The sequence below is a fragment of the Pseudohongiella sp. genome, assembly GCF_040877505.1.
GTDB lineage: Bacteria > Pseudomonadota > Gammaproteobacteria > Pseudomonadales > Pseudohongiellaceae > Pseudohongiella.
The window spans coordinates 176,964-189,955 of record NZ_JBBDNQ010000015.1; the positions used below are offsets into that span (position 1 = coordinate 176,964).

A 12,992-nucleotide genomic window follows, 5' to 3' on the forward strand; every position below is an offset into this window, starting at 1 on the left:
TTAGTTTTTGTCCTCGTCCTTGTCATCATCGTCGTCGGTTACCACATCCACAGCCGCCCCGGCGACCTTGAACGGTACCTTGGCCACCTCCAGAGTTACATCCACTGCCGAACCGACCACAGTGCCCAGACACCCGGTCAACAGCAGAAAAACCCCGCATACCAGTGCTCGGAAAATGCGCGGAAACACCGTTTTTGGCAGGATCTGATCAGACATGTTTAATCCTCTGCGTTCGGAACGCCTGAATTTTTTCCAGGCCAGCACCGGTTTCGACCATCACCCGGAACTCATCGGCCAACCGCTCACTTTCCCGCAACACATGCTGCCAGTAACGCAATCGCTCAGCAGCATCCAGTTTTTTGAAATCGTTACGATCTGGTATCTTTCCGTACGGTAATGTCGAGACAAATTCCCGCGACGGCGACAGCAACACAACATTGTCAAAGTGCCCTGCCCGCACCCGGCGCCACGGTACAAACCGATCGAACCAGCCGGGCGTTAACCCCGCGTAAAAGTGCGGGTACAGTACCAGCCCTTCAGCCTGTTGAAAAGGCAAATCAAGGTGATAGTCGGTGATACCACCATCGCGAAACACGCTACCATGCTCAGTCCCGACCACATCGCGCACCGACTCCATGACAAATGGAATTGATCCACTGGCCATCAGGGCATCCGTGACATTGTCCGGCGTCAAGGCAATGTAGCGGCTGGGAAGATCGGTCAATGGCAGCGTCTGTTCTGTGTCCAGAGGGTTGTGGAAAATATGACGCTGAAAGAACCAGCTCAGACTCCGCCGGCTCACCAGATTGGTGGCGGCGCTGGCGGCCAGACCCATTGTCAGAGGCAGCCTGCGGTCCGAGCCTAGTGGCCCGCGCACCCGGTCGGCAATGATGTGCAGACGCATGATCGGGTTGCCGACAATCTCGTCAGCACCATGCAGTCCCATGACTGCCGCCAGCATTTTTCTCGCTTCCCGGGTAATTTCATGCATATCCGGATCCCGGGAATACGTCTGCTGCGAGTAGAACCCTGCCAACCTCTCCAGCGCCATCAAAGGATTACGCTGGGCAAAGCAGGCCAGGCGCCAGGCACCGGCGGACGAACCAATCATGTGCAATGGCGCTTGTCTGTCGGCAAAGAACGAGGCGGCAAGGTAGCGGTCAAGGCCGTGCAGCACAAACCACTTGGGGCCGCCAGAGGCGCCGGCCAGCCAGGAAAAATTCTCTGCTGCAAAACCTTCGCTACGCAAAAGCTTGAGTGCCCGGGGGCCAGCGAAGATATTAAGCGCGGACATGCTGAATCCCTGTCATCTACTTTTGCACCTTGCAATAAACACCATCGTGAACCAGCATTATAATTTAAACTTATGGCAAGGCCAGTCGCCAGCGTCACAAATTATTACAGCTTGCCATCACGACCACTTGGCCAGCAGCGTCACCGCCCGTTACTATCAGAGATTCAGGCTTGCCCGATCAATCAGGCGCAGGCACAATTATTCAGATTTTACTTTTGCAGGTTTGAACAATCGTATGAGCAAATCGATAAACACGCAGTCAACATTACGTTCTGGCGGCGCCCTGCTGGCGCTGGCGGCCATACTGCTGGTCTCGCCCGTGTCAGAGAGTGTCGCGCAACCCGGCGGAACGGTTCAGGAGCGCGCGGCCGCGTCCACGAACTCGGAGCTGGCTCAGAGGCACTATCGACGCGCAAATACCTATAACAATCTCGAGCGCTATGACGAGGCGCTGGAAGAGTATCGCCTGGCCGTGGCTGCCGATCCGAACCTGGCCGACGCCTATCGTAATCTGGCCAACATCTACCTGAGTCAGGATCGCCTGGAAGAAGCCATCCCGATGCTGGCACGTTTCATTGACCTGCAACAGGAAGCCAGCACACCACTGACCGCCTCGCTGAAGACCATCGGTGAGCTGCTGCGTAGATCCGAGCGCTACGACGAAGCGATCGACTATGATGTCCGGGCCATCCGTGCAGACCCCAGGGATGATTCCCAGGTGCACCTGATGGGCAATCTTTACGACAGTGCCGGTCACGTCGACAAAGCAATACGAATCTACCAGGCCGCCACCGAGATGATGCCTGACAATGCCTTCATGAACCGGACCCTGGGCCGACTCTACGAGCGCGAAGGCCGCCTGGAGGATGCACTGACAGAGTATCGCAAGGCGGCAACTACCGATCTTGATTCCCAGTTCTACCGTGAGCTGGTGCAGAACCTGGAAACCCGGATTGATCAGCAGATGCAGGGACAGGGCTGACCAGCGTTCAATCCGCCGCCAGCAACCCGGCAAGCCGATGCTGTCGCGCCTCGGCGGTCAATGACGCTATGTCAGCGACCGCCAGGTAGAACACTGCAAAATCATTGCCGCTACGGGCAAACAGCGCTTCAAATGCCGGCAACCATTCGTAATACGAGCCTACCGTAGCAAGCTGTGCATTATTCAGTGGCCCCTGAAACCAGCCCTGATAACGACCGCCGGGATCCCCTCCCTGTTCGCGCCATAACTGTCGCATTTGGTCTTGCAGCAAATGCTTCTGCGCTCTCATGTCGTCAATGCTGATATTGCTGGCATAAAGGGTCGCAAAGCGATTGCGGTAATCCAGCACAAAATCGATAAACTGCTGATGCTCGAGTATTTCTTGCATCGACTGCTGGTAGAGATGTGGCTGCTCCTGCTCATCAAGCCAGCCCCGCAGCCCTTCCTGGCTGACAAAACTGGCGAAACTTTCGTTAAAGGACGTATCACCGGGCAGGTAAAGTTTCTGGTGCGCCAGCTCGTGAAAAATCAGCGCGGCCAGTTGATGATCGGGCCGATGAATGATTGTGCTTGGTACCGGGTCATTGAACCAGCCCAGCGTTGAGTAGGCATCCACGCCCCCCACATACACATCGAGCCCTTGTGCCCGCAGATCGGCTGCATAACGCAGCGCTGAGGCCTCTGCAAAATACCCGCGATAATCAACGCAGCCGGCAACCGGAAAACACCATGACGCTGGTTGCACAGACAGAGCCGGCGCAGCAAACACATTCCAAACCAGATGGCGACGCTCAAACTCCACATAACTGTTGTAGCTGCCGCCAGCAGGCAGGCCGAGATGTTGTTCCGCATAGCTTATTGCCTGTTGAATAAGCAACAGTTTTTGCCGCAATTCAGGCTCAAGTTCCGGATCGGCCAGCAAATCCGTTATCGGCTGACGTTGCCACAACAAAGAGGCCTGGCCACTTACCGCCTGGGCATAGTAGGCCACGCTGTCGCAGGCACTCAGGCTGCCCAGAACAGCCAGGGCCAGCAGCAAAACCCGTAATTTCCCAAGCATTCGACAACCCGGTCTGGCTTGAGCAGTCAATTCCGCTCGCGCAGTTCTATCTCAAAGATATGCGCCCACAGCTTGCCTGTGACCAGCAGCCTGTTGTTGTCCGCATCCCAGGCAATACCGTTGAGCACAGCATCATTGCCCCCGGCAATGGTCTGTTCGCGCAAGCCGCGCAAATCGACAACTGACAGAACCTCGCCGCTCACCGGATCGATGCGCACAATTTCGTTGCTGGTCCAGACATTGGCCCAGATCTCACCATTAATGTATTCCAGTTCATTCAGATAACGCAGCGGACGCCCCTCGACAGTTACCGCCAGTCTGCGCACTTCCCGGAATCCGTCGGGATCATAAAAATACAGCTGATCACTGCCGTCACTGACGATCAGATGTTCACCATCCCAGGCAAGCCCCCAACCTTCGGTCGGAATGTAATGCGAATCCACACTGTCGAAGGTTTCCAGATCGTGCACAAAAACCATGTTTTCCCGCCAGGTCAGCTGGTAGATGCGCTCACCGGCAATGGTAATACCTTCACCAAAATAACGACTGCCCAGGGCCTTGCGCTTGAGCACCTCACCGTCGTCCAGGCGCATTTGCAGCAGCGATGATTCGCCATAACGACCGGTACCCTCGTAAAGGTATCCTTCGTGCATCAGCAGCCCCTGGGTAAAAAACCGGGTGTTGTGAGGATAGGTATTGACCACCTCGTAGTCGAATATCCTGATCTCTCCACGCGCGCCACAACTGGCCGTGAACAGCCAAAAAAGCAGTACCAGCTGCCGCGCGCCCAGGTGAATTTGTTGATGCATCATGTTATTTTCCGTCATCAATCTTCCAGATATTGAGGATACCAAACTATGACAGACCCGTGCCTGTTTTGTGCTATCGCTGCCGGACAAATTCCATCCCAAAGCGTTTACAGCGATGACCATGTTTACGCGTTCCATGATATTAACCCGGCCGCGCCAACACACATACTGGTTATTCCCCGCAAGCATCTGAGCAGCGTATGCGATGCGGGCCCGGACGACGAGGCCCTGATGGGCAAACTGTTATTGGCCGGACAGCAAATCGCCAGGGATCAGGGACTGGCCGCAGACGGCTTCAGGCTGGTCATCAACACGGGCGACAATGGCGGTCAGACCGTACATCATATACACCTGCATGTACTGGGCGGGCGGCAACTGACATGGCCACCCGGTTAGGCTGGCATCACTGGTCTTCAGGATGATCACACCCGGGATTTTATATCCTGCAGGCCCTTCGTCGTGGCCGGGAATACACCTTTTTCGGTGATAAGACCGGACACCAACCGTGCCGGCGTTACGTCGAAACCAAAATTGCTGATGCTTGTACCCGGTGGTGAGATAGCGACCTTGCGTATCACGCCCGCGTCATCAAGACCCGAGACATGACTGACTTCATCGCCGGCGCGCTGTTCAATCGGAATCTGCCTGACGCCATCATCGAGCTCAAAATCAATGGTTGATGTTGGCAACGCAACGTAGAACGGCACCTGATTATCAAAGGCTGCCAGTGCCTTCAGATAAGTACCGATTTTATTGCAGACATCACCACTGGCAGTTGTGCGATCACTGCCGACCAGGCACACATCCACCATGCCGTGCTGCATCAGATGGCCACCGGCGTTATCAACCACAAGGGTGTGGGGCACGCCGCTGTGCGCCAGTTCCCAGGCAGTCAGTGAGGCGCCCTGGTTTCGGGGACGGGTTTCATCAACCCAGACATGCACGGGCATGCCAGCCTGATGTGCCTTGTAAATTGGCGCCAGCGCCGTTCCCCAGCCACCGGTGGCCAGCCAGCCAGCGTTGCAGTGCGTCAGCACGTTAATGACCGGTGAGCCACCGCGCTCCTGCTTGGCAGCCTGTATCTCCTGTAACAATGCCAGACCAAAGTCACCAATGGCGCTGCAGGCGGCGGCATCCTCAGCCAGCATGGTTTTTGCCATCTCCAGCGCCGCGTCGGCACGCTGATGTTGAGGCACTGACACCAGCCCGTCCCTCAGGCGGGACAGCGCCCACTGCAGATTGACTGCCGTGGGCCGGGTTTTTGCCAGTTGATCGCAGGCTTGTGCCAGGGTATCAGGATCTTTCTTCAGGGCCAGATGCACACCAAACGCAGCCGTAATCCCAATCAGCGGTGCGCCACGAACATGCATGCAGACAATCGCGTCACAGGCCTGCTGCAGAGTATCGATGACCATTATTTGAAGGTCATGCGGCAGGCGCGTCTGATCAATGATCTTCAGCTGCTGCGCCGAATCGTCATACCACAGCGTGCACATCTCATTACTGGCATTGCTCACTACTGGGCTCCTGAGGGGGTAGGTGAGTCAGGGATGCTGTCAGGGAACCAGTCAACATGGGCTGGGACAACAACATTTTAACGGTCCGGAAACAAAAAACGCACCTCGTTGGGTGCGTTTCCTGGATTCGTAGCTGAGAAGTCAGCGTCTGTTACGGCTCAACGATTGAGATGTTGGCGATACCCGCCTGTCGCGCCGCATCCATCACCATCACCATGGTGCTGACGTTTGACGTCTCGGCAGGACGGATGATGACGGTCGCAGACGGGTTTTCCGCCTTGAGACGGTCGATATTTGCACGGATCTGACTTTCGGGCACTGCCCGTGGCGCGCCGTTAAACCGAATTTCATTATTCTGGCTCAGTTCAACCAGGATATTCTTGTTTTCATCGTCCGTTTCAGGCGGCGTGTCATTATTCTCGTTACTGGCGGCATCAATGGCCTGCTCAGACAGGAATGTTGCGGTCACCACAAAGAAAATCAACAAGATGAACACCACATCAAGCATGGGTGTCAGGTCTATATTACCTTCGTCTTTCTTTCTGCTACCTGCCAGTTTCTTCATTGTAATTACCACACAAATTTCAAGTATTTGTTTTTATTGACTTTCCAGCGCACCATCAGGTGATGACGACTGTCAGTCGAACGCCGTTGCAGTGCGGGGAGCCCCGACACGTAATGCCCCAAGTATACCTGATATCGACCTGACCACAACAGGGCAATTAACACATAGACCCGGGGCCTGACGGCCTGGCAAACTTTTGCCAAAAGTACCTGTTTAACTAAGTACCTGGCCTGAAAAGTACCTGTGCAGCTGGACTTATTTCAGGGTGTTGACGGTGAAGGCCACCACTTCAGCCAGTTGTTTGGCATTTTTGCCTTCGCGTGAGTGCACGCGCAAACCGCTCAACGTGTTCATCAACACGTCAGCCGCCAGTTCAGGGTTCACACCTTTGCTCAGGTTGCCCGCCTTGTCTGCGTCTTTCAGGCGCTTAAGCAATGACTTACGAATGTTCCCGTAGTAATTTTTGACAAGTTTCTGGATATCCTTATCGTAATTGATGCTTTCGCAGAAGGAGTTGACCAGCAGGCAGCCCATGGTGCGGCGCTTGTTACTGGCACTGAGCACGGCCAAATCGAAATATTTCTCAATGGCCGCCCAAGGTGCCAGTTCTTCGTCATTCAGGGACGCAGCCAGCTCTTTGTCAATTAGCTTGCTGTAGTGTTCAAGGCAGGATTTGAAGAAGGTGTCTTTATCTCCGAATGAGTTATACAGCGTTCCACGATTTATGCCGGTTACATCAAGCAATTTCTGCACCGAGCTGGCTTCAAATCCTTCACGCCAGAACTGCTCCATTGCATTGGTCAACACATCTTCGTAAACAAACTCGACTGGTCTTGCCATAATAAATCACACACTCTGGGGTTGGAAAAACGGATTATTGGAACGAACCAATACAACTACTCATCTATATACGGGAGGATTCTAGACCATCGACCGGGGTTTTTACATCTAATGATACAAAATGCCACAATTGCGCACGATTGCGGCAAACGCTGACGCAATCTGGTATTTCTGAACATCCATACAGTTTAGCATCAACGCCCTGCCCCCAACAAATTCAGCAGCGCAAATACGAGCCCGAGCATCCCGCCAACCACACCGCCCCAGACCACAAGCCAGCCCAGATGCTGCTTTATCATCTTCTGCACGATCATCTTGACCTGCTGCGGTGTCAGTTCCTGCAAGCGCCTGTCCACCAATTCCTCAATCCTGCCCAATACCGCCTCGCTGTGGCTGACCGCGCTGACTTTCTCGCTCAACGCACTGGCAAAGACCGGCGACGCAACGAAATCATGCAGGTACTCCCGCATACGCTGTGCAAACGGCTGTCTCAAACCGTCCAGCGCTTTGGGGCCACCAATCATTCCAATCATGCCGCCCATGGAGGATTGCATGATCGCCTCTGCCAGCGAGTCAAATGCCTTGTCCAGGTCCAGTTCATCTATCATCGTCGGCAGGAGTTTTTCGACACCGCTGTTCATCACCGTCTGCGCATCAAAGAAGCGATCCAGATTTTCTGCACTGAAAAACTGTTGCATGATCAGGTCTTTGATGCCGCTCTTGAATTCTTCAAAATGCAGCGCTATCACGCCGGAGCCATAGAAACCGGGAACGCGCTCGAACAACATGTGGATGGCCAGGGAATTGGTCAGCGCACCCGATAGCGCAAACAGACCCGTCCCCAACACCAGCGCGCCATATGGCGCGGGCAGTACAATACCGAGCCCGGTCAGTACCAAGGCAGCTAGATTAGTGATCAAACCTTTGTCCAACGCTCTACTCCCTCATTTGACATTACAGACGCCGGTGCGAGAACACCGGCATTTTACGACGCAGCTCATGCAGAGTCGGCAGATCGATATCCGCTACCACGACACCCTCTCCGCTTGCCAGAACATCCAGCACACGTCCCCACGGGTCGATGATCATGCTATGACCATAGGTTTCGCGACGCGCGTTATGCACACCGCCCTGGCCTGCCCCGATCACGTAACACTGATTTTCTATGGCACGTGCACGCAGCAACACTTCCCAGTGCGCCTCGCCGGTTACGCGCGTAAAGGCGGCCGGCACGCTGATCAATTCGACTCGCTCGTTGAACAAACGCCGATACAGCTCGGGAAAGCGGACATCGTAGCAAATCGACAATCCCAGACGACCGACGCCGGTATCAACGGCAACAACATCGTCGCCTGCTTCAAAACTGTCAGACTCGGCATAACGGGCCTGTTTGTCACTGACCTCCACATCGAACAGATGCATTTTGTCGTAACGGGCAATAATCGCGCCGCTACGATCAAAAACCAGCGATGCCGGCCGAACCCGACCATCAGTCAGCTGCTCCACGGGCCGGCCTGTCCGCTCTGGTCGCGTCAGCAAAGGTATCGTGCCGGCCACCAGTTCGATATTGTGAAGACGTGCCTGCGCCGACAGAAAACCCTGCAGCAGGCCGTCGAAATCACCTTCATGCTCAGCGAACCTGGCCTGCGGCCCGCCGTCGAGCACGGCAAAATTTTCCGGTAACACCACAAGCGCCGCACCGGCAGCGGCAGCCTCGGCTATCAGTCTGCCGGCAGACTTTATGTTTGCGCTAATATCCGCCGTGCTGACCATCTGCACAGCCGCCACGCGGGATTTTCCTGTCGGCATTAGCTGCCTCCTCCTGTGAATACCTGATTCAGCCGTGGCTCCAGCCCTTCCCAGGGGCCGTCCAGTGTATAGTGCGCGCTGGTCAGATCATCGACCTGCTCACCAAATATCTGATCAAAGAGAAAAACCCCGACTGCGACCTGCCAGTTGATCAGGTTATTGAGTGCAGCCAGACCGCTGAGCCAGGGAATGTTGTCGCTTATGGGCAAGGTGATGTAAAGATCCCCGTCGATGGTTTCTGCGGCAAGATCGACTTCGCCCGCAATCTGAAACAGGCTTGAAGGCCCGATGATCTGCAGACGGTCTTCAATCGACAGTATCCCGTCTTCCAACTCAACCTTCCCTCGGATTTCGTCATACGCCAGCCCGGAACCAGTGATATCGTCACTGAAACGCAAGCGCCTCAGAACGGCATCAAAATTGATAATACTGATAAGGCGCAACGCACTGTTGGCGACGCCGGCTCGTTGCTGAAAGCGACCATTATTGACCTCAAGGTTAATCTCACCATTCAGACCGAGTGCGGAGAAGTAAGCGGGACTTCCACGCCAGTGCAGGCTGGAATCGAATCTGGCTGATGCGCTCTGAATAGTGGGTGCATAACCGAAGGCACTGAGTACTGCCGCCAGATCGGAAGCGCCAACGATACCCGTAAACTCACTGTCATGAACATCACCATCATAATTCCAGCGAAACGTTGCCGGTTCTTCCTCACTGCCAATGCGCAGGCCGCGTGCGTCAACAATCAGATCACTGAACCTGGCACCCTGTGCATCCGGTTGCATCAGGAATTGCCATTGGCCAAACGATGAACCCGCCATGGTCAATTCGTCAATGGCCAGGCGGAGATTGGGGAACTGCCTGGGATCAAGGTTCGCCAGCGGATCGGTGCGCGGCAGAATAAACTCAACCGTCGGCAGTTCCTGCAGATCCAGTTCGGTTACGGTGCCTGTTTCTGCCTCTGTGTCTGCCACATCAATATCAGGCTGCTCCGCAACAGCGACCTCATCTTCAACCTCACCGTCTATCGAACGGCTCAGATGCAGATGATCCAGGCTGATATCCCAGGGCTCCCCATCCCCACTGGGCGGACGCACCATGCCGGCAATAGAATCGCTGGTCAATCCGAGTGTCCAGATGTCATTCTCCTCCGCCAGCTGAACACTGACGTTTTCAAATGTTTCATCAAATACTGCCAGCCGCCCGATCATCAACTCAGCAGACCCCGTAAAACCCGGATCGAAACCGGCCCCGGCAGCCCGATTGCTATCACTGTTGTCTGTCAGCCGGGCAATTGCATCCGTCCAACTATCAACATTTATCTCAGGTATTGTCCCCAGCACCGACACGCCCGGCGCGGACTCGTTCAACCGCCTGACACGCAGGCCGTCGTCCGTTGCCCCAAAGTAAATCAGACCGTTGTAAACATTACTGTCACGCAGGCTCAGGTTCATCTGCACCACATCCTGCAGGGCAATACCCAACGACGGCGCCAAGGGTATAAAATCCAGAGTCATGGTAAACGATCTGGTCTCATCTTCTGCTTTGGCAAATGGTGCCGGCAGACTGAATGCAACGCCATCAAGATCGCTGTTGATCCGCAGGCGGGGATGCAACAGCCCGTTGCTGATGCCTGAGTCACCGTAAATTGGCAGTCTCACCTCAGCGGTATAGGCCGACTCTCCTTCTGCCTCAGCCAACAGGCCGGATACCAGAGCAGGCATTCCTGGCCAACCCGCCAGCGCTGCCATCGCTACTTTCCCGCTGACACTGACACTGGCACCTTCAGGCTCACCTTCCATGCCATCGGCGCGGATCTGTACATCAACAACATCTCCCAACAACGTTGCAGTCATGTTCTGGCTTTCAAGGCCTGCACTGGAGCTGTAGAGCAATCGTCCTGACAGGTCACCCACATCAAGTTCAAACTCAGGCATAAAAATACTGTTGTCTTCGAAGGCAAACGCCAGGTCAATCTGGGGTTGCGCGTTGTCGACCGACAACGGAATACTCAGCGCGAGTTTGAAGTCTGTCTCGCCCTGCGCCTGCCAGGTAGACAGGTACTGACCTATGCCTTGAGTCACAGGCGTCGCCTGCAGATAGCGCAGACCCTGTTGAGCGCTGCCACGGCCATCGCCACTGACCGTCAACCAGCTGCCCCCTTCCGGGCTGGCACGCACTGAAGCGATGCTGGAGTTGAAGGAAATACCCAGAGAACTGCCGGCCGATGCGGCTATATCTACCGCACCATTATCAATGGTCACAACGCCGTCCAGTGCCTCAATTGCCGGCCACTCTTCAGCAAACTTTAAAGTGCCATCTGCCAGTTTGTAGAACATCTGCAACGTTCGTTCCCGGGGCCCGGCGCCCTGTTGTACACGGCCCCGAAAAATGAGCCCGCTGCCAGCGGCCTCCCCATCAACGACGGCATCATTGACCCACTGTAGTATGCCTTGCGCCGATTGAGGGGCATTTGGCGCGGTAGGCAGGTACAGCGATTTTTGCGAGACGTCCGCCGACAAGGCGCCAATCATCAATTCCAGATTAATGTACCGGTTGTCTCCGCTCTGAATCTCGGTGGAAAATCGGGCACGGGCGCGCAAGTCCGCCGACTCGGCCACAACCACTGTGCTGGCCAGATGAATGTTGAGATCTGATGTCCAGTCGGCACGAAAACCCATCCGGCCATTCAGCCGCTGATATACCCATTGATCGTTGAACAGACTGGGTAGCTGTACCGTGATATCGTCACTGTCAACTTCAACAAAACCTTCCGCAATCCGCTGATCTGCATCAAAAGCAAGTTCGACGTAACCATCAACACCCCAGAAGGCAGGGGCACCTCGATGGGCACTGATAGCCGCCGCGCTCAGGTTTGCCTTTAACTCGGCCGTTTGTATCGCATCACCATTGAGCTCAGCATTAATCCGCAGGTTCTGCAACAGACCGCGCGGATTGAAGCGCTCGGTTTCATCGCGCAAGACGCCTTCTGGTGCCAGGGCCTGAATCAGGCGTGATGCCAGGCCCATGTCCACGGCATCAATATGCATGGTTGCCTCTACGCCTTCCCGGTAGTGTGCGGTAATGCCGCCGGAGGGCCAGCTGCCGTTGGCAGCATCAAACGCGAAATCTTCCACGTCTAGCTGCCAGCTACCATCATCGGTCAAATGCTCCAGCTTCAGCCAGCCGATGCTGAGATTCTGCAGGCGGCTTCCCGCTTCCCGCTCAAGCTCAAGATCGGCGCTGCCACGCCAGACAGCGGATGCCAGGTTTCCCCGCTGAACGCCCAGCCACAATTCGCCGTTTAAGGTCATGTCATTGACAGCCACACCCGCAGGCTGAAACCGGTGCAGAAAATCACTGTAGTCGGCTCCGGGCAAGGACGCATAGATTTCTCCCTGCATCTGCGCAATGCTATCCCCGATCAATTCCCCCTGCACGAACAAAGCAGCATCAATGCCCTCCTGTTCAGCAGACAGCTCAACAGCATGTCGGCCATTCAGGCTCTGAAAACGAAGGGTGGCATCTGTAAAACGGGAAATCTCCCCATTGTTATGATGGAATGCCAGGCGCGTCCGCACCAGCTCAATCAATGCCAGACTCTTCAACCATTCCAGAACCTGAGCGGAAGATACCGGTTCCGGGCCTGTTGCGATGATGCCCGCCAGAGCCCAGCCACCGCCATCCTGCTCGTACAACGCCAGGTCGAGTTGTTCAACCGTGGTCCTGCCCAGAACTGGCCGAAGTTGTCTCAGACTGGCGGTCATATCAGGCGCGAAACTGACCCGCTCCAACAACAAGGGTGCCGACTCTTCGTCCGTGCGAGCGTTGATCTGAAGATCGTGAACGATAAATCGGGGGCCAAAGCGTTCCCAGTCACCCTCGATGCTGCCAATCCGGACATCGGCATCCAGCATCTGTGACAGCCGCTGCTCAACGACCCCGGTATAATTTCCCACCATCGGTGCCAGCTGTCTTCCGAGACTGACATACAGCGCCAGCGCTACCAGCATCACCAGTAGCACCGTGAACGAAACCTGCAGCATCGCCCGTCCGATGGATTTGCTCAAACGAAGAATCATAGGGGCCTGTCGAACTGCGTGTCTGTCAAAATAG

Annotated in this window: 12 protein-coding genes; 2 read left to right on the forward strand and 10 right to left on the reverse strand. The window is 55.3% G+C overall.

All coding sequences use genetic code 11. The features are described from left to right. Positions 1-216 (reverse strand): NF038104 family lipoprotein, encoded by a 216-nt coding sequence (locus WD071_RS05260; protein ID WP_368047301.1) that lies wholly within the window; start codon positions 214-216, stop codon positions 1-3. Further along, entirely contained in the window at positions 209-1,294 is a 1,086-nt protein-coding gene (locus tag WD071_RS05265; RefSeq protein ID WP_368047302.1) for a patatin-like phospholipase family protein, read from the reverse strand. The genes WD071_RS05260 and WD071_RS05265 overlap by 8 nt, the downstream gene beginning before the upstream one ends. Positions 1,295-1,529: 235 nt before the next feature. Between WD071_RS05265 and WD071_RS05270 the strand changes: the two genes are divergently transcribed. Continuing rightward, entirely contained in the window at positions 1,530-2,276 is a 747-nt protein-coding gene (locus WD071_RS05270) for a tetratricopeptide repeat protein (RefSeq protein WP_368047303.1), read from the forward strand. A gap of 7 nt (positions 2,277-2,283) precedes the next feature. Here the strand turns inward: WD071_RS05270 and WD071_RS05275 are convergent, their stop codons facing one another. Both WD071_RS05275 and WD071_RS05280 read right to left on the reverse strand, forming a co-directional pair. Next, positions 2,284-3,336, reverse strand: coding sequence for an aminopeptidase (locus WD071_RS05275; RefSeq protein ID WP_368047304.1), 1,053 nt, complete (start codon positions 3,334-3,336; stop codon positions 2,284-2,286). 26 nt (positions 3,337-3,362) lie between these two features. Beyond that, on the reverse strand, positions 3,363-4,148 hold the full coding sequence (locus WD071_RS05280; protein ID WP_368047305.1) for a glutaminyl-peptide cyclotransferase: 786 nt from the start codon (positions 4,146-4,148) through the stop codon (positions 3,363-3,365). Positions 4,149-4,193: 45 nt separating this feature from the next. Between WD071_RS05280 and WD071_RS05285 the strand changes: the two genes are divergently transcribed. Further along, positions 4,194-4,541 (forward strand): histidine triad nucleotide-binding protein, encoded by a 348-nt coding sequence (locus WD071_RS05285; RefSeq protein WP_368047306.1) that lies wholly within the window; start codon positions 4,194-4,196, stop codon positions 4,539-4,541. A 26-nt stretch (positions 4,542-4,567) separates the two neighbouring features. Here the strand turns inward: WD071_RS05285 and mtnA are convergent, their stop codons facing one another. From mtnA to WD071_RS05315, 6 genes are all read right to left on the reverse strand, one after another. Next, the gene (gene mtnA, locus WD071_RS05290; protein ID WP_368047307.1) at positions 4,568-5,662 is read right to left on the reverse strand and encodes an S-methyl-5-thioribose-1-phosphate isomerase; all 1,095 of its coding nucleotides are present in this window, start codon (positions 5,660-5,662) and stop codon (positions 4,568-4,570) included. Positions 5,663-5,813: 151 nt separating this feature from the next. Further along, on the reverse strand, positions 5,814-6,227 hold the full coding sequence (locus WD071_RS05295) for an ExbD/TolR family protein (RefSeq protein WP_368047308.1): 414 nt from the start codon (positions 6,225-6,227) through the stop codon (positions 5,814-5,816). A 255-nt stretch (positions 6,228-6,482) separates the two neighbouring features. Beyond that, positions 6,483-7,067, reverse strand: a complete 585-nt coding sequence (locus tag WD071_RS05300; RefSeq protein ID WP_368047309.1) for a TetR/AcrR family transcriptional regulator — start codon at positions 7,065-7,067, stop codon at positions 6,483-6,485. Between the two features lie 194 nt (positions 7,068-7,261). Further along, complete coding sequence (locus WD071_RS05305) at positions 7,262-7,987, reverse strand: hypothetical protein (protein WP_368047310.1); 726 nt, start codon at positions 7,985-7,987, stop codon at positions 7,262-7,264. A 34-nt stretch (positions 7,988-8,021) separates the two neighbouring features. Beyond that, a complete protein-coding gene (locus WD071_RS05310) occupies positions 8,022-8,876 on the reverse strand; it encodes a carbon-nitrogen hydrolase family protein (protein WP_368047311.1) in 855 nt (284 codons plus the stop codon). Continuing rightward, positions 8,876-12,946 carry a YhdP family protein gene (locus tag WD071_RS05315; RefSeq protein WP_368047312.1) on the reverse strand — a complete coding sequence of 1,357 codons (4,071 nt, stop codon included), beginning with the start codon at positions 12,944-12,946 and terminating at the stop codon, positions 8,876-8,878. Before WD071_RS05315 ends, WD071_RS05310 begins: the two co-directional genes overlap by 1 nt. Between the last annotated feature and the right edge of the window lie 46 nt (positions 12,947-12,992).

Excerpts from the sequence above, each read along its gene's own strand:
- WD071_RS05285 (WP_368047306.1), top strand. The coding sequence starts at position 4,194 with ATGACAGACCCGTGCCTGTTTTGTGCTATCGCTGCCGGACAAATTCCA.
- WD071_RS05300 (WP_368047309.1), bottom strand. The coding sequence starts at position 7,067 with ATGGCAAGACCAGTCGAGTTTGTTTACGAAGATGTGTTGACCAATGCA.
- WD071_RS05260 (WP_368047301.1), bottom strand. The coding sequence starts at position 216 with ATGTCTGATCAGATCCTGCCAAAAACGGTGTTTCCGCGCATTTTCCGA.
- WD071_RS05280 (WP_368047305.1), bottom strand. The coding sequence starts at position 4,148 with ATGATGCATCAACAAATTCACCTGGGCGCGCGGCAGCTGGTACTGCTT.
- WD071_RS05295 (WP_368047308.1), bottom strand. The coding sequence starts at position 6,227 with ATGAAGAAACTGGCAGGTAGCAGAAAGAAAGACGAAGGTAATATAGAC.
- WD071_RS05270 (WP_368047303.1), top strand. The coding sequence starts at position 1,530 with ATGAGCAAATCGATAAACACGCAGTCAACATTACGTTCTGGCGGCGCC.
- WD071_RS05265 (WP_368047302.1), bottom strand. The coding sequence starts at position 1,294 with ATGTCCGCGCTTAATATCTTCGCTGGCCCCCGGGCACTCAAGCTTTTG.
- WD071_RS05275 (WP_368047304.1), bottom strand. The coding sequence starts at position 3,336 with ATGCTTGGGAAATTACGGGTTTTGCTGCTGGCCCTGGCTGTTCTGGGC.
- WD071_RS05310 (WP_368047311.1), bottom strand. The coding sequence starts at position 8,876 with ATGCCGACAGGAAAATCCCGCGTGGCGGCTGTGCAGATGGTCAGCACG.